This is a genomic window from Desulfovibrio sp. (genome assembly GCF_018379785.1).
In the GTDB taxonomy this organism is placed as follows: domain Bacteria; phylum Desulfobacterota; class Desulfovibrionia; order Desulfovibrionales; family Desulfovibrionaceae; genus Desulfovibrio.
Window position 1 is genome coordinate 1 of record NZ_JAGZUV010000058.1, and the last position, 21,108, is coordinate 21,108.

The following is a 21,108-nucleotide window of genomic DNA, read 5'->3' on the forward strand; positions in this document are numbered from 1 at the left end:
CAAGGAATGCGGCGCGCCCCTGGAAATCTGCCTGATCGTGCGCAAGGAAGGCCGCCTGCCCGTGGTCAACTTCGCGGCCGGCGGCATCGCCACCCCGGCCGACGCGGCCCTGATGATGCATCTGGGCTGCGACGGCGTGTTCGTGGGCTCGGGCATCTTCAAGTCCGGCGACCCGGCCAAGCGCGCCAAGGCCATCGTGCAGGCCGTGACCAACTACAAGGATTACGCCGTGCTGGCCGAAATCTCCCGCGACCTGGGCGAACCCATGGTGGGCATCGAGATTTCCTCCATTCCGGATGCAGAGCGCATGCAGGAACGGGGCTGGTAAGATGGGCAAACCCTGCGTGGGCGTTCTGGCTCTGCAAGGGGCCTTCCGCGAGCATGCGGCCTCGGTGGCCCGCCTGGGAGCCGAGACGCGCGAAGTGCGCCAGCTCAAGGACATGGACGGCATCGACGCCATGATCATCCCCGGCGGCGAGAGCACCACCATGGGCAAGCTGCTGGTGGAATGGGGCATGCTCGACCCCTTGCGGCAGCGCATTGAAAAGGGCATGCCGGTCTACGGCAGCTGCGCGGGTCTGATCCTGCTCTGCCGCGAGATCGAAAACTCCGACCAGCCCCGCCTGGGCGTGCTTGACGCCGTTGTGCGCCGCAACGCCTTCGGCCGCCAGGTGGACAGCTTTGAAACCGAGCTGGACATTCCGGAGCTGGGGCAACCGCCCATTCCGGCGGTGTTCATCCGCGCCCCCGTGCTGACCGGCGTGGGCCCGCGGGCGCGTGTGCTGGCCCAGGTCAACGGCCAGGCCGTGGCCGTGCGCCAGGACAATGTGCTGGCTACCTCCTTCCATCCCGAGCTGACTCCCGATACGCGGTTGCACCGCTATTTCCTTGAAATGTGCGGAAACTGAACCGCCTTTCCCTGAACTGAAAAGCCCCCGTGCCGATGGCGCGGGGGCTTTTTCATGTCCGCGCGAATTCACCTGACCGTCACCGTTCCGCCAAACAGCCCGGATAGATGTGGATCATCCATAAACCACATGCGCGACGGAGGCGGATCATGGAGCACACCCTCAAAGATGTCCAAACAAAACTGGCCGAGGAACAGCAGCGCCTGGCGCATCTGCGCGAAGCCTTTCAGGTCCAGTATTGCGCCGACGAACTGGACGCAGCCGGGCTTCTGGCCACGGCGCATCTGGCCCAAAGCCGGGCAGCCCACAGCGCGGAGCGCATTCGCGGCCTGCAAAGCCTGCTGGACTTTCTGCGCCACGGCGGTCGCCCGCTCTGCGAGGACTGCGGGGAGGAAATCCCCCTGGTTCGCCTGCTGGCCGCTCCCGGCGCCACGCGCTGCCGCGAATGCCAGCAGATGCTGGAGGACGGGGAAGGCGGTCCGGCAACGGGGCTTGTGGCTGAAACCAGCTCCATGCACGGCCTCGCAGGGAATTACTGACATCCCCGCCGGGCCTTTTTCTTTTCATTCGCGGGAGAATAGTATGACAAGCAATGCCGCCGCGCTGCCCCTGCCGGGGTGGCGCAACCCTCTGGACAAGATTCTGAAACGCCTGGCCGACGGCCTGGGGCGGCGGGCCTCGGGCCTGACCCGCCTGAAAAAAATAGCTCGCCGCGTCCCCTGTCGTCCAACGTCCACGGCCTACGCCGCAGCCTGCCTGGAAGTCCTGGAAACACGCGTGGACTGCCCGCCGGAGCATTTGGCGCGCATCCCGCCGCACGGGCCGCTGCTGCTTTACGCCAACCACCCTTCGGGCGCACTGGAAGGCCTGATAATGGCCGCCCTGTGCGGCGACGTCCGGCCCGACCTGAAAATTCTCGCCAACGACGCCCTGTTGGCTTTGCCCCAACTTGCGCCCATGCTTCTGCCCCTGGACCTCACCGGCCGAGACAAAAACCGGAACGCGACCGTGCTGCGCCAAGCCGTGCTGCATCTGCGCCGGGGTGGAGCCCTGGGCCTGTTTCCGGCGGGACGGGTGGCCCGCTGGCGGCCGGGACGCGGGCTGACTGAAGAGCCCTGGCTGCCGCTGCTGGGACGCCTGAGCCGTTGCGCCGGGTCACACGCGCCGGACGGCTTGCGTCTTTTGCCGCTGAGCTTCAAGGTCCGCGTCAGCCCGCTGTTCCTGGCGACGGCCCACTGCAACGATGCGCTGGCCGGCGCGCTGCTGCCCCGCGTGCTTTGCGGTCAGCGCCGCAGCCGGGCCGGTATGCGTGTGGGCCTGCCGATCAGCGCCTCCGGTCTGGCCGGTCTGGACAACGCCCGGCGCAGTCAATGCCTGCGTCTTTGCCAGGCAGCTCTCGCGGATGCGGGCCGTCCGGCGCGGGCCGCCCGATGCAGGCCCCTGGCTCCGGCCCAGGGCCCGGCGACGTTCATGGCCGCATTGGCCGCCCTGCCCTCCAACCGCCGACTGGCGGACGACGGGCGCTACGGCGTATATCTTTTGCAGGGACACGAATCGCCGCCGCTCCTGGACGTTCTGACCCGGCGGCGCGAGGAAGCCTTCCGCGCTCTGGGCGAAGGCTGCGGCCGGGAGCGGGATCAGGACCGCTACGATGCTCAATACGAGCATCTTCTGCTGGTGGACGAGAAGAGGCAGGCTCTGGCCGGAGCTTACCGCACGCGCCTGGTGCGGCCGGAGCAGGCGCGGACCTGCACGCAAGACACGCTCTACACGGCCTCGCTTTTCCGCTTCAAAGCGGAATTTTTCCGCCAGTGCGGCACTGCCCTGGAATTGGGCCGAGCCTTTGTGAGCAATGAATATCAGCGCGACTACGCGCCCCTGCTTCTGCTCTGGAAAGGCATCGGACAGCTGGTCCTGCGCTACGGCGTGCGGACGCTCTTCGGGCCGTCCAGCATAGGCCTCAACTACCGGCCCCAATCCGTGGACCTGCTCTGGCGGCATCTGCGCCTGCGCCACTGGCACGCCCCACTGGCGGATCTGGTGGAGGGACGGCGGCCCCGCGCCCTGCGTGAAGAGCTGCCCTTCGCGCGCTGCCTGGACTACGCCGCGGTGAACAACCTGGTGCGCCAGATGGAGGGCGGACGCGCCCTGCCCATTCTCTTCAAACACTATCTTCAACTCGGCGGGCGCATCGCGGCCTTTCATGAAGACCGGCGCTTCGGCACTCTGGACGCCCTGTTGGTGGTGGATCTGCTCAACGCCCCGGACAAACTGCTGCGCCGCTACATGGGCGATGAAGGCCTGCAACGCCTGCGCGACCGCATGTGGTACGCATAAGCGGCGATTCTCCGGCAGACCGCCATGCCCCGGCGGTCTGCCGGGCCGCGCGAAAAAATCGCCTTGCCGAAAATGCGAGCCTGCCTGCGCCCGGATTGGGAGAGCCGCCCGTGCAGGACGTTTTTATTTCCCTCCGATGGGCAAGGCCGTACCCGGGGAAGCTGCGTTCAGCATACTGTACAGGCTTAGTTGCGCATTGCCTTGTTTTTCCTCAAACGCATTCAGATATTCAAATATCTTCTTGTTATCATGCACAATGCCGTTTTTTTCGCAAACCTGATGAAACAATTGCATCAGAATTTTATTATCGGGGCTGGCAAGTACATATCGCGTGCCGTACTCCTGTATATATTTTTCTTTCATACACGGAAACAGCCGGTCCAATTGACTGTAAAAATATTCCCGGCTTCCCTCACGGAGCGTCATCCCCATACCAAAGCAAATAATGCCGTAAACCTTTGCCTCGATACAATACTCTAAAATACCTGTTATATTTTCTTCAGTGTCGTTGATGAAGGGAAGAACAGGACAAAGCCATACAACCGTCGGGATACCAGCATTGCGTAGCCGCTTTAGCACTTCAAAGCGTTCTCGCGTCGTACTGACGTTTGGTTCAAGTTTTTTGCACAAGCCCTCATCATAGGTAGTTAAGGTCATCTGAACAACGCATTTTGTTCTTTCATTTATACCTGTCAGCAGGTCTAAGTCTCTCAAAACGCGATTTGATTTTGTTATCAGTGTGAATCCGAAACCATATTGATAGGCCAATGACAAGGCTTCTCTGACATTTCCGAGTTCATTTTCAAGCGGAATATAGGGGTCTGTCATGGAGCCGGTAGCCAGCATGCATTTTGAACGTTTCCGTTTAAGAGAATTTTCTAATAATTCAAGGGCATTTGACTTGACTTCAATATCTGCAAAATCATGTTCCAGATGGTAGCATTTGCTCCTTGAGTCGCAGTATATGCAGCCATGAGAGCAACCACGATACAGATTCATCCCGTTTTTTGCCGACAGAATCCCCTTGGCAGCAACAAAATGCATTGCGTATCCCCAGCTGATGAATATTCCGCCAAATAACGTGACAGTGCTTTAAACCCGACTTTTTCATTTGACCGGCAGTATTCAGCTCTGCCCGTCTGTGACAATTTCCGATATGTTTCAGACCCGGCTACCGGCAACCAGTCCCTTTTCTTACAAGAAGCGGGTTCATTATCAACCGCTTCTGATAAAACGCCCAAGCGCCCGAATCCATATCCGGGCGCTTGGGCGTTACTGAAAGATTCCGAGAGGGGCGGCCGCCTACCTGTCCTTTTCGACCATATCCTGAATATAGGGCAGATAGGTGGGATCCGTGCCCGCGATATGGTTGATGAGCCAGTCCTTGAGGAAGCTCAGCAGATCCATGCTCACCGTGGCGGTGCCGTTCTTGAGCCGGGCCTCGAACTCATCCAGCTTTGCCACGAACTTCCGGTGGATGGCCTTGTGTTCCTTGGTACCCGGGTACTGCGAAGGCACGAAAATCTTTTCCTCGTCGCTGAAATGCGAAGCCGTGTAGTCACGCAATTTCTTCACAACAGCCTGAAGCTCCACACCGGTGCGGTTGTTTTTCATGGCCCGGTACAAATCATTGATATAGTCGCAGAGGCGACGGTGCTGGCGGTCGATGGCCGGTACGCGCAGCTCCAACTTGGGCGTCCACTGCACGAATTTGTCCGAGGCCGCGGCCTGGGCATAATCACCCGTCACCAGAGCGTTGACGATCATATCCAGCTCTTCCATGCCGCTCTTGAAGGAAAGCAGGGCCGCCGTGAATGTTTCCATGTTGGCCGCCGTACGCTCGGCCACGTGGCGGATCTCTTCCAGGGCCTCATTGGTCTGAGTGCTGCTTTCGGACTGTTCGGCCGCGCCCTGGGCGATGATTTTCAGATGTCCGGCGGTTTCTTCCATGCCGCCCACGATCCCGCGCATGAAATCCCCGGCGCGGGAGGCCCGCGCCGCGCTCTCCACGGTCAGCCGGGCGGCTTCGTCCACGGTTTCCACATTGAGCCGGGTTTCTTCCTGAATGGCGTGGACGGCCTCTTCCACTTCCTTGGTGGCGCCCATGGTCTTTTCGGCCAGTTTGCGCACCTCGTCGGCCACCACGGCAAAGCCGCGCCCGGCCTCGCCCGCGCGCGCAGCTTCAATGGCCGCGTTGAGCGCCAGCAGATTGGTCTGATCAGCCACTTCGTTGATGACGTTCATGACCTGACCGATGTCGCGGGCCTTTTCGCCCAGTCCGGCCATGGCCTCCTTGAGATGCAGAATGGTGCTCTTGACCGTTTCAATGGCATCCACGGCGCCCTGCACTTCCTTTTCACCGGTGACGGCCTGGCCGCGCGAGGTCTCGGCATTGTCGGAGACTTCGCGCACACGGCTGGAAGATTCCCGCGCGGCTTCGGCCACGCGTTCCATGGCACCGCCGGTTTCGCCCAAACGCACGCGTTGCACTTCCACGCCCTTGTCCACCTCGGAAACCAGTTGCGAAAGGTGCCCCGCGTCCGTGGACAACTTCGCGCAGACGCTGTGGGCCTTGTCCAGCACGGGAGCGCTCTGGGCCAGCTTGTCGGCCAGTTCGCGCTCATGCCCGCGCGCGGCATCCAGCTCGGCCCGCAGGGCCTCCGCTGTCTCGCGCAGGGTCCGGGCCTCGCTTGCCGCGGCTTCCCGCTCCTTGCGCCGGGCCTCGCTCATTGTCGCCAGGGTCCGGCGCGCGCGTTCCAGCCCGTTGCCGTGCGGCGCCGGGCTTCCCGCGTCGCGCAGGCTGTCGGCAAACGCGGACAAAGCGGTCTGTTTTCGCCCGGCCGCCAGCCAGAGCCCCAGGTCCGCCGCGGCGCATGCGCCCAGAGCCGCCAGCAATATCCAGAACAACGCGCCTTCCGGCCGCGCAACGGCCAGCCCCCCCGCCAACAGAAGAATCACGGCTTGCAGCAGAATCCCCATACGCCCCACCATCCTCGCCAAGTTTACCTTGCTTATCGGCTGCTTTGAAAATAGGCTTAGCCTTATTTGCTTTAAATAGCAATTATTCTCAACAACAAGGAGCGTACTATGAAGTTGCTGGATTGCCGGGGCATGGCCTGCCCGCAGCCGGTCATCCGCAGCCGGGAGCTTGTGGCTGCCGGGACAGCGGAACTGGCAGTTCTGGTGGACAACGAACCGGCCGCGGAAAACGTGGAACGTTTTCTGCGTGGCCGGGGTTATGCCGTGGACCGGACAAAAGAAAGCGCCTACCTCTGGCGGCTCACGGCCCGCGCCAAAGACGCGACCGCTGTGGGCACGCATCCCGTAATGCCGGAGGCGGCTCCCGCCCCGGGGCGCGAGGCCGGAACCCTGGTGCTGATCACCACGGAAAGCCTGGGCCGGGGCGACGAGGAACTAGGGGAAAAATTGATGACCAATTTTCTCGCCACCCTGCCGGAACTGGGATCGCGCCTCTGGCGTCTGGTCCTGCTCAACGGCGGCGTAAAACTGGCGGCTCGGCCGGGCCCGGCCCTGGAGGCTTTGCAAAATCTGGCCCAAAACGGCGTTTCGGTGCTGGTCTGCGGCACCTGTCTGGCCCACTACGGCCTGCTGGAGGCCAAGGCCGTGGGCGAAACCTCCAATATGCTGGATATCGTCACCAGTCTGGACTTGGCGGACAAGATCATTCGCCCCTGAACGCCCCTGCTGCGGCGCGGGGCGCGGATGCGAAAAAACGGCATAGCCTTGTGAGCTATGCCGTTTTCTTTTTCAGGTTCAGGCGTTGCCGCCGGAAATCTTACAGGGCGGCCTTGTAAATGGCGGCCACAGCCGCGTCAGTCATAATGCGCGGGTTGGTCAGGGTGCAGGCGTCCTTCTGCGCGTTGCCGGTCATGATCGGGATATCTTCCTCACGCACGTCCTTGCCGTATTTCTTGCCCAAAGCCACGAGGCCTTCGGGAATGCCCACGTCCTTGGACAGGATGTTGATGGCGGTGATGGCTTTCTGCGAAGCGTCCGTGGAGCTGAGGCCGTCGGTGCGCTCGCCCAGCAGGCGCGCCACACGCGCGAAACGGCGGCGGCTGGAGATCAGGTTGTACTGACAGACATGGGGCAGCAGGATGGCGTTGCATTCGCCGTGCGGCAGGTCGTAGAAACCGCCCAGCTGGTGGGCCATGGCATGCACATGGCCGAGGCTGGCGTTGTTGAAGGCCATACCGGCCAGATACTGGGCATAGCACATGCCTTCGCGGGCTTCCTTGTCTCTGCCGTTGGCCACGGCGCGGCGCAGATAGCGATTGATGTATTCAATGGCTTTTTCCGCGCAGGCGTCGGTCATGGGCGTGGCGGCGGTGGACACGTAGGCTTCCACGGCGTGGGTCAGCGCGTCCATGCCGGTGGAGGCGGTCAGGGCCGGGGGCATGCCCATCATCAGCAGCGGGTCGTCAATGGCGACGCTGGGGGTGCAGCGCCAGTCGACAATGCACATTTTCACCTTGCGGGAGGTATCGGTAATGATGCAGAAACGCGTCATTTCCGAAGCCGTGCCGGCGGTGGTATTCACGGCCACATAGGGGGGGAAGGGTTTGGTGGATTTGTCCACGCCTTCATAGTCATGAATCCTGCCGCCGTTGCCGGCCAGGAAGCCCACGCCCTTGCCGCAGTCGTGCGAGCTGCCGCCGCCCAGGGTGATCAGGCTGTCGCACTTTTCCTTTTTATAGACTTCAAAGGCCGCATCCACATTTTTATCCTGCGGATTCGGCACGGTCTGGTCGAAAACGGCGTAGGGCATCTTCGCATTATCAAGAATATCCGTGATCTGCTTCAGAATACCGGCTTTGACAATGCCCTGGTCTGTGACGATCAGCGGTTTGGTACCGCCGATGCTTTTCAGGCGCGCGGGAATTTCCTTGGAACAGCCCTCGCCCACCAGGGTGACGTTAGGGATGAAGAAGGAGGTAATCTGCCCCATGTGCATGCTTTTGACATCGGTGCTCATCTACGACTCCTTGATGTTGCGCGGCTCTCCCACACGGGGAAAACCTGTAATAATAAGAAAGATATCTTGTAAGAAGAATACCTCATGCAAAACAGCGTGGCAAGGCGTCTCCTGCGAAAAAGTCGTGTTCTTTTTGGTACAAGCATGGAATGTTCAAACAAACAATAAATTGTTTCAACAAAGCTGACGTGTTGGCGCAACAGGGAGAAAGAAATTTTTTTCACGTAAAAGCCGGAGACCGGGACAAAGCGTCCCGGTCTCCGGCCGAAGAATGACCATGTGCCGTTGAAAAGCCGCGCGATTCAGGCGGGATGTAAGAGCAAAGTAACTTTTCAAAGTTACTTTGCTCCGGCGGCTGCGAAAACAGTGGCCCCGCCTTGGCTTCAGGCAGCGCCGGCTTTGAGAATGTCAATTCTCAAAGGTAAGCTGTTCTAGTGGAAGCAGCCGGGCTCGCGCATCCTGCCCGGACGGCAGAGTCTGGTCAGACTGCGCAGATACTGCTTGCGCTTGTCCAGAAAGAAGGCCAGGGGCCGCGAAAAATTACGTCCCAGCAGGCCGTCCACCAGCATCTGGCTGATCTCGCGCTCACGGGTAAGCACCAGTTGGGCGCGGGCCAGCACATTGCGGTCGGCTTCCGGCATATTGCGCACCATCAGGCGAAAGGCGTCCTGCGCGCGCGGCTGGTAAAACCAGAAATACATGAGATCCAGGGCATTGATGATGAAGGCCCGCTCCAGTTCCCGTCCCCTGGCTCCGCCGCGCCCTTCAAGGCCGCCGGGCCGGGCCAGTTTGATCAGGGCCTCTTCCTGGGGGAAAAGCAGCTCCAGCCGGGTATAACAGGCAAAGACGTTGCTCACCTTGCTCTTGTAGTCCCAGCGGCGCATGCGCAGGTTGACCTGACTGTCGGCATAGCCTTCGATCAGAGCCGCCACCGTATCCGAGGCCATCTTGGAAATCACGGCCGCGCTGGGCACCAGGTAGAGTTCGGGATTTTCCACCCCGATGCCCAGCATGCCTTCATACATCAGAAAGTCGTAAAGCGAGGACACCGGAATGGCCAGAGCGCTGCGGAACAGATTGCCGATGGCCGCCTCCTTGGGGAAGCCGCGATAGACGTTGTGGGCGAAGATATAAAAGCCGTTGACGATGTTCAGCACTGTGAAGACCAGGGTGGGATTGCCGTCCACGGTCACGCCCAGGCCGTCCTCCAGCAGCCAGACGCGCACCATCACTTCCAGCAGCAGCACGGAAATGCCGGTGTACATCAGCGAATCGCACAAACGGCTGATGCTGACCTGCTCCTTCCAGTGGATGAGCGTGTCGCGCGTAGCCCCCTTGGCCGCCAGGACCATCTGGACCACATTGCGCACGCCGGTGATGCCGAACCAGATAAAGGTGCCGAACCAGGCCAGAAACCACCAGTCCTGGGTATAGAGAAAGGAAAAAAACGCCGGAATGAAACCCAGCAGCACCTTGAGCCAGTTGCTGACCGCGCTGTTCAGATAGGCGAATCCGGGCCGGACCTCGCCGCAGGCCCCGTTCTTGCCCAGCAGATTGTTGCCCGAGACCAGGTTCAGACCGCCCAGATTGGCCACATTGCCGTCGGCGCAGACCCGGCAGTCCTCGCTGGCGGTCTTCCACTCGCGCCGCCGCTCCATGCCCAGGTGGCGGCAGCCCGGCAAACGGCGCAGGCGCGCGCCCAGGCGCTGCCAGAACGTGGGGTTCTCCGGCGCGCGGAAGGTCAGGCGCTCCTCCACCGGCGAACAGATGGGGATGGGCCGCGTATGCCGCTGTTTGCGCTTCAGTTCGGCCAGCGAGCGCCGTGGCAGGGTTTCCTTGAGCACCAGCCCCATGCCGAAGGAGCGGCGGCTGGCCGAGCTGGTGCCCAGGCGCGACTTGAGCGGATTATGGCGGTAGTGTTCCCACAATTTGGGCACATTGCGCAGAATGTCCCGGAGTTTCGCGGCGCGGGCGTCGTCGCCCCGCTGCTCCGTATGCCGGATCATCTGGCGCACCATCTGCTTGACGCGCGGCCCCAGGCCCAGATTAAGAGCCCGCTGCAATTCGCCGATGGCCCCGATGTCGGTCATCTTGCCTTCCATCCAGCCCTTCATATTGAAGATTTCCAGATGGGTGACGGCACCCCGGCAATCCCAGAGCAGTTCGGCCACGTCCTCCACATTCAGCCCGGCGGTGCCGAGCACCAGGCGGTAGCCGGGATTGATATCCTGGAGTTCGCGCGTCAGCTCATAGGGCGAAAGGCGCAGCAGCGCGGGCATCTCCTCCGGCGGCGCGGGCCGGTTCAGATCCGGCAGTTCCGGATGCTTGGCGGGCGAGAGCCAGTTGTCGGTAATGGCGTCCGGGCCCAGATTTTCCAGAGCCTCCAGTTCGGCGCGGGCGGCTTCGTCCTCCTGCCCGGCCAGTATGGCGGCGCGCTCCTTGGCCGAGGGCAGCACATGCCGGTGCAGGCATTCGGCCAGATGCAGGGCGGAGGGCTGGCCCCGGCCCACAAAGCGCAGAAAGGCCTCCACCGTGAGTTCCGGCACGGGCACGCCCCAGGTCTCGGCCAGCTGCGGGCGCTGGAGTTCGTTCCAGGCGGCCAGCACCCGCAGCACGCGCTCCCGCCGCCAGCGCAGCACTTCCCGCCCCTGCGCCATCATGGCGGCCACCTTGGGACTGTGCAGAAATTCCAGGAAATCCTCATTGGAACTGAAACCGCGCGGAATCCAGAACAGGCTGGCGAAACGGTCGTAAAACGGCACCTGGAATTCCAGGCCGATACGCACGGCAATGCCGGTGATTTCCGCCGCGTGCAGAATTTCCCTGGCCGCCTCCGGGTCCACCCAGTATTCGTAGGCCACGGTGAGAGTCCGCAGGCCCTTGATCCAGGCGTCCATGATCAGGTGGGTAGGCGTTTTGCGGCCCTTGGTGTTGGCGTCGTAAACATGGTCGTCAAAAGCAAGCTGGTTCCAGGTTTCGGGCATTTCCGGCAGATGGTAGCGGGCCAGCATGCGCCGCACCACACGGGGCGTGCCCTGAACCACGCGGCGGAAATCATGCGCCAGCTTGAGCTGGGCCAGCCGCTGGCCGTGAGCGCGCACCATGCTTTTCATGATCTGCATGAGCACGCGGGCCGTATTGCGTCGCAGGGCCGAATGAGCGCTGTTGAGCACCTCGTCGTAGAGGGTCTGCAGGGCCAGCAGACGGTCCCTGGCCTGGGTGCCGCCGGCCTCCAGATTGCGCAGCAGGTTGATGACCGCGTAGGCCATGCGCGACACCGGCGTGGCGACCATTTCCTTGATGCCGTGCGGGTGCAGGTTGGGATCAAACAGGCAATCTTCGGAAGGCCCGCAATGGGACTCCAGAATACGGTTGACCAGGGCCAGGATGTCCCTGTCCTGCTTGTCGAAATATATCTCGCTCCATCGTTCCGCCACGCTTCGCTCCCTTCAGGCTAGTGTCGCGCCAAGCGACACATGTCGCAAATCCGCAGGGGTTGTGCGCCGCCGCAGGCGGCGTAAGCACAGCAAAAACCACGTTTTTTGCTGTGCGGTCTTCACGCCGGACCGACAGGTGAGGCGGACATCCCACTAAAGAGCATTTACCACGTGAAATGCTCGTTTACGGCGGGCAAAGCCCGCCCCCTCGCATTTCGCGGCAAGGATTTGCAGACAAATCCTTGCAGAACGGTTGACGCCTTTCATGCGTGAACCGCTCCGGGTCAATGCTGTGAACCCACATCCGCAACGCCGACACGCGGCGGACCCGCCCCGGCCGGAGGCGCGGAAGCGGCACTCCGCTGTTGCCGCGGCACCGCTCAAAATCTCTCGGCCATGAAAGGCCTACCCCGCGCGGGTCATTTTTTCTGGGAGTTACCCCGCGCGCGGTCCGGCGTCAAATCCCCCGGCGTCCTCGCCCGGAAATCCGGATATCGCCGTTTCTCCGAACGTCGCCGCCGCCGCGGCTCCGGACGGATTTTCCGTGGAGGCAGCGGCGGCGGCTGTCGAAAGCTGTGTGAAAAGCTCCAGGGAAGCGTGAGCAATACGTTTTTTGCCGTTGCCGAGGGCGCCGACCATTGCCGCGCCTACGGCTGAAGCTCCCTCGTGAACTGCTCCAGAGCAGATTACGTTTGAAGCGCTACCCGTTTCAAAGGTGTCATTCCGGTAAAAAACGCGGTTATCGCTGCTGTCGATCCCCGTATGGCTCCGTTGTCGCCAACGGGGGACAGCCCCCCGGGCTGCCTTCGGTCGCTTTGCCGGAATCCACACCGCGCTCTCGATGCCTGTACGCCCTTTGGGCTACAGGCACGGCCCTACGGGCCGCCCGTCGGGTCGGTCTTCGCGGCGCGCCGCACCGTGTGCGGCGTTAGAGCAATTTCACTTTGAAATTGCTCTAAATAAACTCGTCCATGCGCCCGGACCTGACCTTTTGCAACAAGCGTTCCGCGGCGCCGCGCTCATGTTCCGGCAGGCCGTCCAGCTTTTCGGAAATCAGCTTTTCCCCCATCTGGCGGGTGTAGGGCGTGGCGTAGTTGAGCAGGAATTCCATGAACGAGGCCATGGAATTGGGCCCGCACTGGCTCTTCATGCCGCATTCCTGCACCATGGAGAGGAATTCATGGCCGCTGCGGCCCAGGCGAGGACAGGCCGTGCAGAAGGACGGCAGATGCCGGGCCTCTTCCAGCAGAAAACGCACAACCTCGTCCACATGGCAATCCTCGCCGATGGGAAAGGGCGTTTTTTCGCCCGGCGCTTCAGTCCAGCTTTCATACGGATTGGCCACGCTGCCGGTGAGCAGTTGCGAACAGCCCGCGTTGCAGCCGTCACGCCAGAGTCCGGCGGGTTCCCTGGTGGTCAGCACGATGCCGGTATACGGCACGGCCAGACGGGTGATGGCCACGCAGCGCAGGTATTCCCCATCGCTGAGCGGATACGGCGTCTTGAACCGGCCGCCGGGCGTGGGACGCAGGCGGTGCATGCTCACGGTGCGGCTGCCCGCGTCATAGACCCGCGTGAGATGCGCGGCGTGCAGCATGAGGGCCAGCAGATCGTGCCGCCAGGGCCCCAGGCCCAGCAGCAGGCCCAGGCCGACATCCCCCACTCCGGCCTGAAAAGCCGTGTCCGGAGCATGCAGGCGGGCCAGATAGTCGCTCTTGGGGCCGCTCACGTGCGCGGCGTGGTAACTCGCCTCATGATAGGTGTCCTGATAAATCAGCACCGTGCCCACGTCCGCGGCCTGCAGGAGGGCATATTCCTCAGGCTTCAGCGGGCCCACATTGATGTTGACCCGGCGGATCTCGCCCACGCCGTCAAAGACGGTGTACAGCACGCTGACGGCTTCTTCGAGATATTCCACGTCCGCATTGGGCAACTGGCCGCTGACCAGAAAAACCCGCTTGTGTCCCTGGCGGATCAGCTTGCGTCCGGCTTCGCGCATTTCCGGCGGAGTCATGTACTTGCGCTCCACGGCCGTATTGCCGCGGCGGTTGGCGCAGTAAAGACATTCGCTGCCGCAGTAGTTGGAAATATGCAGCGGCGCGGAAAGCACGATGCGATCGCCGTAGACCTTTTGCTTGACCTGATCCGCCGTGTCCAGCAGCAGCGCCAGATGCTCGGCGTCGCTGACCCGCATCAGGGCGACGGCTTCCTGGATGCCCAAGGACTCCAGAGCCAGCGATTTATCCAGGATATCCCGCAGCTCGGCGCTGTCCGGCGCGCTTTCGCGGCTCAGGGCTTTTCCAATCGCTTGAGTGTCCAACCAGAGGGGCAACGTATCCGTGGGCATGCTGACCATCCTTGCAGGCAGAAATGAAAACAGACGGCGCGGCCTTTGTGGCCGGCCTTCCTCGCATGCGGAGATATCTAGCATGGGGCGGGAAAAAATACTAGTTATTTATTTCACAGCCCATGCTCTCTCCAACTGGAGGCTTGCCGGACGTGCCGCGCGGTCCTACACTGCATCCGTTGCCGAAGAATGTGCCGCGACGCGTCCGGCACGATACCGCCGTGCCCGCCATTTCCGGCCGCCGAGGAGAAAAAATATGCCGCGTTCCTGCCAGCTCCGGGCCGTTGCCCGCCTGTTCGGGCTGTTGCTTGCAGCCCTTGTTTTCGCCGCCCAAACGGCCCAGGCCGACCCGCCCGCACAATCCGCCCAAGCCGGCGAGAGCGTGTCCCCGGCTTCTCCCCTGCGCGTGACCCTGCTGCTGGAGCACGACGGCGGCCAGCCCTGGACGGATCTGCTGCGCGCCGGTCTGACTAGGGCGGAGCGTGATTTCCCCCTCCGGGCCACGGTGCTTGTCGCTCCACCGGAAGGCGACCAGCAGGAAACCTTTCGCCAGGCAGCGCGGGAATCGGATCTGGTCCTGGTGGCGTCCGACCGGCTGCACGAAATTCTGCGCAACAATGCCGCGAACTTCCGCAATACCATGTTCGGCTGCATCGACGCGGGCGTGCGCGCGCCCAACATCATGTCCGTCACTTTTGCCGACGAGCAGGCAGCCTATCTGGCGGGGGCGGCGGCGGCCATGTTGACCGGCCGGACCGGCCTGCCCGGCATCAACCGGGACAAGGCCGTGGGCTGGCTCTCCGGCGAGGACACGCCCGCGTTGCGTTCTCTGTTCAACGGCTTCAGCGAAGGCGCGCGGCTCATTGACCCGGAAATCCGGGTCATCAACGCCGTGGCCGGTTCCTTCACCGATGCCCGGGCCGCCCGCGGGCAGGCGCGCCGCCTGCTGGACCAGGGCGTGGACGTGCTGGCGCTGGCCGCCGGTGCGGGCAACGAAGGGGCGCTGGAGGAAGCGCGGCAGCGCGGCATATATATTGTAGGCCTGGATACGGACCAGGCCCGGATTCTGCCCGGCCATGCGCTGACCTCCATCCTGAAGCGGGCGGATAAGGCCGTGTATGAAATCGTGGCCGCCGCGTCCCAAGGCAACTTTCAGGGCAAAAAAATCATCACCTACGACTTGGGCAACGACGGCGTGGGAATTGCGGACACCCGCCCCTTCACGGACGCGGCGGGCCAAAACGCGCCGCCGGATCTGGAACGCCGCCTCAAGGAATTGCGCGCGGAACTGCTGAGCGGTTCCATCCGCCTCAAATCCCTGCGGGCCCGGACCCTCTGCGACTGCCTCTGATACGGGGCGGAGTTTTGGGAAAAAAGCCACACGCGCCCGGCACAGACCCGCCAAAAGCTGCCCGCCGCGTGAGACGGGGCGCACAGCGCCGGACCGTCTCACGGCCGGAGTCTTTTAAAGCCGCTATGGGGACACACGGGCGGAGGAAAAAACGTCTGGAGCAGTCTCCTGGGGCATTTAAAGGCATTCGCCCCAAGCCGCCTCCAGGCATAAGTCATATGTGCATTATAAGTCGATAGAGACTTACATGAAAACGGGAGGTTGAACGAATACAAGTCATAATCGACTTACTCTTGACTGAAGAACTTTGCGCGCCGCGCGGACCCGGCGGAATAACCCGCTGCTATTGCACGGCATCCGGCTCACGTTCGATTTGGCACAAGGATTGCTTATATAGAAATGCCAGTGGCCGCCGTCAGACCCTCATTGCCAGTTCCGGCAGTATTCCGGAAGGTCGTCATGAGTTCCGGCCCCTGCCAAAGAAAACGAAAACACCGAATGCCGCGCGAGGCGCATGTCCGCCGGCTTCAAGGTTCTTCCCGGCCGCGGGAGCACGAAGACCGGCGCAAGCGGTTTCGGCCCCGGCGGCACAGCCGCGCGGATATTCCCGCAAGCGGCGTCCCCGGCCGCATGGCCGCAGGGGTGTTGAGCTAACCGTCGTCCTTCTTCGCCGCGTCGCGGAGGGGAAGGCAACCATCCCGGAAACCTTTTCTTTGGAGGAAATCATGGCCCAGTCCTTTAATGCCGCTGAACTGATCGCCGACGACAAGAAATACGTCTGGCATCACCTTACCCAGCACAAAGTCTTTGAAAAATCCGATCCCACCGTTTTTGTCGAAGGCAAGGGCATGCGGATCAAGGACATCCACGGCAAAGAATATCTGGATGCCGTTTCCGGCGGCGTCTGGACGGTCAACCTCGGCTACGGCAACGAGACCCTGGTCAAGGCCGTGAGCGACCAGCTCATGCAGCTCTGCTACTTTGCCAACGGCTTCGGCAACATCCCCACCATCCAGTTCTCCAAAAAACTGATTGAGAAGATGCCCGGCATGAGCCGCGTGTATCTTTCCAACTCCGGCTCCGAAGCCAACGAAAAGGCCTTCAAGATTGTCCGCCAGATTTCCCAGCTCAAGCACGGCGGCAAGAAATACAAGATCGTCTACCGCAACCGCGACTACCACGGCACTACCATCACCACGCTGAGCGCCTGCGGCCAGGAAGAACGCAAGAACCAGTACGGCCCCTTCACCCCCGGCTTCGTGGAATTCCCGGCCTGCTCCGAATACCGTTCGCCCTACCCCGCCGGCACCACCAACCTGGGCGAAAGATTCGCCCGCGAGCTTGAAGCCGTGGTGCAGAAGGAAGATCCGGACACCGTGGGCGCCGTGATCATCGAGCCCATCACCGCCGGCGGCGGCGTCATCGTGCCGCCCGAAGGCTATTACGAAACCCTGACCGAAATCTGCAAGAAGTACGGCCTGCTGCTGATCATCGACGAAGTGGTCTGCGGCCTCGGCAGAACCGGCAAATGGTTCGGCTACCAGCACTTCAACGTCCAGCCCGACATCGTGACCATGGCCAAGGGCGTGGCCGCCGGTTACGCGCCCATTTCCTGCACCGTGACCACCGAACAGGTCTTCCAGGACTTCCTGGCCGATCCCTCCGACCGCGACAGCTACTTCCGCGACATCAGCACCTTCGGCGGCTGCACCGCCGGTCCCGCCGCCGGTTACGCCAATATCAACTACATGGAAGAGCACAAGGTTCTCGAAAACGTCGTCAAGATGGGCGACTACCTCATGGACGGCCTGAAGGCTCTGGAAAAGAAGTACGAAATCATCGGCGATGTGCGCGGCAAGGGCCTGTTCTGCGGGCTCGAACTGGTCAAGAGCCGCACCACCAAGGAGCCCGTGTCCGAAGCCACGGCCGGAGCCGTGGTGGGCGAATGCATGAAGCAGGGCGTGATCATCGGCAAGACCAGCCGCTGCTTCCGCGAACTGAACAACACCCTCTGCCTGGCTCCGGCGCTGATCGCCGGCACGGCCGAGATCGACGAAATCCTGAAGGCTCTGGACAATGCCTTTCAGGTGGTGAAGGCCTAACACGGATCATCGCATGTCCGCCGCGTCCCGTACGGGACGCGGAGCAGCGTAGAAGGCCGTTCCCCGCCGCCAGGCGCGGAACCGTCCTGAAACGGGGGACATGCCCGGGAGACCATCCCCGCCCGGCATGTCCCCCGTTTTGCAACATCGGCAACAAGCCGGCGATTCGCCCGGTTGTCTTGCGGCAGCCTCCACAGGTTCAGGCGGAAGTGTGCCCCGCCCTGGCCCGAGGCGGCCTGTAGGGAAGCTCCATACCATCAGCACTTCCAACGTATTAAGGAGTAGCATCCATGAAATTTTCAGGTATGATCATCGGTGTTCCCAAAGAAATCATGCCCGGCGAGGGCCGCGTTTCCTCCACCCCCGAGACCGTGAAAAAAATGGTCGCTGAAGGCGCCACCGTGCTCGTGCAGAAAACGGCCGGCGACGGCTCGTTCTTCTCCGACGCCGAATATGTGGCCGCCGGCGCGACCATGGTTGACGGCGCGGAAGAAGTCTTCGCCAAAGCCGACGTCATCCTCAAGGTGAAGGAGCCCCTGTTCAACAAGGAAGTGAACAAGCACGAAAGCGACATGCTGCGCGACGGGCAGTACCTGATCACCTTCCTGCACCCCGCCGCCCCGGTGAACCGCGAGCCCATGAAAAAACTTCGCGACACCGGCTGCATCAGCCTGACCCTCGACGGCATTCCGCGTATCTCCCGCGCCCAGAGCATGGACGCCCTGACCTCCATGAGCACCGTGGCCGGGTATAAGAGCGTGCTCATGGCCGCCAACTACATGAGCAAGTTCATGCCCATGGTCGGCACCGCCGTGGGCGTGATCAAGCCCGCCAACGTCGTGGTCATCGGCACGGGCGTGGCCGGTCTGCAGGCCGTCGCCACCGCCAAGCGCCTGGGCGCCGTGGTCACCGCCATCGACATCCGCCCCGACGCGCGCGAACAGGCCAAATCCCTGGGCGCCAAAGCCTTCGACACCGGCGTGCCGGCTGACGTGGCCATCGGCGAGGGCGGCTATGCCCAGCGCCTGCCCGACGAATGGCTGGCCAAGGAAATCGAGGCCATCAAGCCGGTCATCAAAGAAGCCGACATGGTGATTCTCACCGCGCTGATTCCCGGCAAGCTGGCTCCGGTGCTGATCACCGAGGAAATGGTCAAATCCATGGCTCCCGGTTCCGTCATCGTGGACGTGGCCATCGACCAGGGCGGCAACTGCGCCCTGACCAAGGCCGGCGAGGAAATCGTGGCCCACGGCGTGACCATCAGCGGCATCAAGAACATCCCCGGCATGATGCCCACCAGCTCCACCTGGATGTTCGCCCACAACATCTACAATCTGCTCGCCTTCCTGGCCAAGGACGGCAAGATCGTTCTGGACCGCAACGATCCCATCGTGGCTTCCTCGCTGACCACGATCAACAAGGAAATCGTCCACGCCGGCGCCAAAGAAGCCGGCCTGTAGGCATTGCGGAGGGGCGCGCGGCCCTGGGCCGCGTGTCCCTCACCCGCATTCCGGTGAGACTTCTAACCTGCGGAGGCAGTCCTCTTGAGCACATTCATCCTCTTACTGGTCTTTGTTGCCGCGCTGGTCATCGGCTATAAAGTGCTCAGTCACATCCCCAGTCTTTTGCATACGCCGTTGATGTCCAGCATGAATGCGCTCGACGGGGTCATCATTCTGGGCGCCCTGACGGCCACCCATCTTGCCACCACCACCCTGGGCGCATTCCTGGGCGGTTGCGGCATCGCCCTGGCCATCACCAATGTTTTTGGCGGCTTCGACATCACGCACAAGATGTTGAAGATGATCGCGGGGAAAAAGCGCTAGCGGAATCTTTTCGCGCCGTCCCGAATGACCCCTGAAAAATAGAGAGTTGTCTGCGAAATGAGCACATTACTATACAACGTCATCGCTGCGATACTCGCCCTTGCCATCCTGTATGGCCTGAATCTGATGAGCAACGTCAAAACGGCCGTGCGCGGCAATATTCTCTCCGCCGCCGCCATGGCCTGCGCCATTCTCATCACCATGTACAAGGACAATTCGCTCGGCTCTCCGACTCTTTGGATAGCGATAGCGCTGGGCACGGCCTTCGGCCTGTTCCTGTCCAACAAGGTCAAGATGATCCAGATGCCCCAGCTGGTGGCCTTCCTGCACGGCTTCGGCGGCGGCGCGGCGGCTCTGGTGGGCATCATCATGCTGACGGATGTGGGCACGCCCTCCGCATTCCACCGCATTGACGCCTGCCTCGCGCTCTGTTCGGGCATGACGACCATCGCGGGTTCCTTTGTGGCGGCGGGCAAATTGCACCAGCTGCTGCCGCAACGGCCCATCGTGCTCTCCAACCACAGCCGCATCATCAACATTCTGCTGGGCATCATGCTCATTGCCCTGTGCATTTACAACATCGCACCGACTTTCCTGCCCGGATTTTTCATCTTCGTGATGTTCGCCACCGGCGCGCTGTTCGGCATCGTCTTCACCATCCGTGTGGGCGGCGCCGACATGCCCATCACCATTTCCCTGCTCAACTCCATGGGCGGCATTTCCTGCGCCATCGCCGGTTTCGCCGTGTCCGACCCGCTGCTCATCGCCGTGGGCGGCATTGTGGGTTCCGCCGGCCTGATGCTCACCCGCGTCATGTGCAAGGCCATGAACCGCAAGCTGATGCCCATCCTGCTGGGTCAATCCTCGGTGGCGGGAAAATCCGGTGCTCCGGCGGCTGCCGCCGCCAAAGCGCCCGCGCCCCAGGCTCCCAAGGCCGCGCAGCCCGCCCAGGCCGCCGCTCAGAAGGACGCTGAAATCGCCAAGCTGCTGACCACGGCCAAGAATGTGATCATCGTGCCCGGCTACGGCATGGCCCTGGCCCAGGCCCAGCACAAGGTCAAACAGCTGGCCGACGCCCTGGAGGCCAGAGGCGCCACGGTCAATTACGCCATCCATCCCGTGGCGGGCCGCATGCCCGGCCACATGAACGTGCTCCTGGCCGAAGCCAACGTGGATTACGAACACCTGCCGCATGCCCGGCCACATGAACGTGCTCCTGGCCGAAGCCAACGTGGATTACGAACACCTGCTGGAAATGGACACGGTCAATCCCATGTTCGCCGATGCCGACCTGGTCGTAGTGGTGGGCGCCAACGACGTGGTCAACCCGGCGGCCAACACCGCCGAAGGCACCCCCATTTACGGCATGCCCATTCTGGAAGCGGACAAGGCCAAGGCCGTGATCATCTGCAACTATGACGAAAAGCCCGGCTACGCCGGGGTGCCCAACCCGCTTTACACCAAGTCCGGCGTGTACATGCTGCTGGGCGACGCGGCCAAGACCGTGGGCACGCTGGCCGGTTACGCCGCCGGGCAGGCTCCCGCTGCCGCAGCTCCGGCCGAAACGGGCGGCGCGGATACCGCCGCCGAGGCCGCCCGCCTGCTGACCACGGCCAAGAACGTGATCATCGTGCCCGGCTACGGCATGGCCCTGGCCCAGGCCCAGCACAAGGTCAAGCAGCTGGCCGACGTGCTGGAAGAACGCGGCGCCACGGTCAATTACGCCATCCATCCCGTGGCGGGCCGCATGCCCGGCCACATGAACGTGCTCCTGGCCGAAGCCAACGTGGATTACGAACACCTG

The 21,108-nt window shown here is 62.3% G+C and carries 14 protein-coding genes and 2 pseudogenes; 11 read left to right on the top strand and 5 right to left on the bottom strand.

The window, feature by feature from the left end; translation table 11 throughout:
• The 4 genes and pseudogenes from KH208_RS11770 to KH208_RS11785 all read left to right on the top strand — a co-directional run.
• A pseudogene (locus KH208_RS11770) lies at window positions 1-328 on the top strand (pyridoxal 5'-phosphate synthase lyase subunit PdxS); the annotation flags it as partial.
• Window position 329: 1 nt separating this feature from the next.
• A complete protein-coding gene (pdxT, locus tag KH208_RS11775) occupies window positions 330-908 on the top strand; it encodes a pyridoxal 5'-phosphate synthase glutaminase subunit PdxT (protein WP_291436509.1) in 579 nt (192 codons plus the stop codon).
• Window positions 909-1,057: 149 nt separating this feature from the next.
• Window positions 1,058-1,447: a TraR/DksA C4-type zinc finger protein gene (locus tag KH208_RS11780; protein ID WP_062251392.1), complete on the top strand. Its 390-nt coding sequence runs from the start codon at window positions 1,058-1,060 to the stop codon at window positions 1,445-1,447.
• A 43-nt stretch (window positions 1,448-1,490) separates the two neighbouring features.
• The gene (locus KH208_RS11785) at window positions 1,491-3,245 is read left to right on the top strand and encodes a GNAT family N-acyltransferase (protein WP_291436512.1); all 1,755 of its coding nucleotides are present in this window, start codon (window positions 1,491-1,493) and stop codon (window positions 3,243-3,245) included.
• A 123-nt stretch (window positions 3,246-3,368) separates the two neighbouring features.
• Here the strand turns inward: KH208_RS11785 and KH208_RS11790 are convergent, their stop codons facing one another.
• Both KH208_RS11790 and KH208_RS11795 read right to left on the bottom strand, forming a co-directional pair.
• Entirely contained in the window at window positions 3,369-4,289 is a 921-nt protein-coding gene (locus KH208_RS11790) for a radical SAM protein (protein WP_291436514.1), read from the bottom strand.
• 258 nt (window positions 4,290-4,547) lie between these two features.
• Entirely contained in the window at window positions 4,548-6,224 is a 1,677-nt protein-coding gene (locus KH208_RS11795; protein ID WP_291436515.1) for a bacteriohemerythrin, read from the bottom strand.
• A 108-nt stretch (window positions 6,225-6,332) separates the two neighbouring features.
• Here KH208_RS11795 and yedF point away from each other — a divergent pair, with 108 nt between their 5' ends.
• Complete coding sequence (gene yedF, locus KH208_RS11800; RefSeq protein ID WP_291436521.1) at window positions 6,333-6,941, top strand: sulfurtransferase-like selenium metabolism protein YedF; 609 nt, start codon at window positions 6,333-6,335, stop codon at window positions 6,939-6,941.
• 100 nt (window positions 6,942-7,041) lie between these two features.
• On the opposite strand, the gene KH208_RS11805 is transcribed toward yedF, so the two are convergent.
• From KH208_RS11805 to hydG, 3 genes are all read right to left on the bottom strand, one after another.
• Window positions 7,042-8,241 carry an iron-containing alcohol dehydrogenase gene (locus KH208_RS11805; RefSeq protein ID WP_291436523.1) on the bottom strand — a complete coding sequence of 400 codons (1,200 nt, stop codon included), beginning with the start codon at window positions 8,239-8,241 and terminating at the stop codon, window positions 7,042-7,044.
• A 431-nt stretch (window positions 8,242-8,672) separates the two neighbouring features.
• Entirely contained in the window at window positions 8,673-11,678 is a 3,006-nt protein-coding gene (locus KH208_RS11810; protein WP_291436526.1) for a hypothetical protein, read from the bottom strand.
• Between the two features lie 955 nt (window positions 11,679-12,633).
• A complete protein-coding gene (hydG, locus tag KH208_RS11815) occupies window positions 12,634-14,025 on the bottom strand; it encodes a [FeFe] hydrogenase H-cluster radical SAM maturase HydG (protein ID WP_291436528.1) in 1,392 nt (463 codons plus the stop codon).
• Window positions 14,026-14,281: 256 nt separating this feature from the next.
• Here hydG and KH208_RS11820 point away from each other — a divergent pair, with 256 nt between their 5' ends.
• From KH208_RS11820 to KH208_RS11845, 6 genes and pseudogenes are all read left to right on the top strand, one after another.
• Entirely contained in the window at window positions 14,282-15,376 is a 1,095-nt protein-coding gene (locus tag KH208_RS11820; RefSeq protein WP_291436530.1) for a BMP family protein, read from the top strand.
• A 725-nt stretch (window positions 15,377-16,101) separates the two neighbouring features.
• Window positions 16,102-17,478 carry an aminotransferase class III-fold pyridoxal phosphate-dependent enzyme gene (locus KH208_RS11825; RefSeq protein WP_291436532.1) on the top strand — a complete coding sequence of 459 codons (1,377 nt, stop codon included), beginning with the start codon at window positions 16,102-16,104 and terminating at the stop codon, window positions 17,476-17,478.
• A 290-nt stretch (window positions 17,479-17,768) separates the two neighbouring features.
• Window positions 17,769-18,938 carry an NAD(P) transhydrogenase subunit alpha gene (locus KH208_RS11830; RefSeq protein WP_291436534.1) on the top strand — a complete coding sequence of 390 codons (1,170 nt, stop codon included), beginning with the start codon at window positions 17,769-17,771 and terminating at the stop codon, window positions 18,936-18,938.
• Between the two features lie 84 nt (window positions 18,939-19,022).
• Window positions 19,023-19,304, top strand: coding sequence for a proton-translocating transhydrogenase family protein (locus KH208_RS11835; protein ID WP_291436535.1), 282 nt, complete (start codon window positions 19,023-19,025; stop codon window positions 19,302-19,304).
• 126 nt (window positions 19,305-19,430) lie between these two features.
• Window positions 19,431-20,372: pseudogene (locus tag KH208_RS11840) on the top strand (NAD(P)(+) transhydrogenase (Re/Si-specific) subunit beta); the annotation flags it as partial.
• A gap of 136 nt (window positions 20,373-20,508) precedes the next feature.
• Window positions 20,509-21,108, top strand: a 600-nt coding sequence (locus KH208_RS11845; protein ID WP_291436536.1) for an NAD(P)(+) transhydrogenase (Re/Si-specific) subunit beta, incomplete at its 3' end; no start/stop codon positions are given.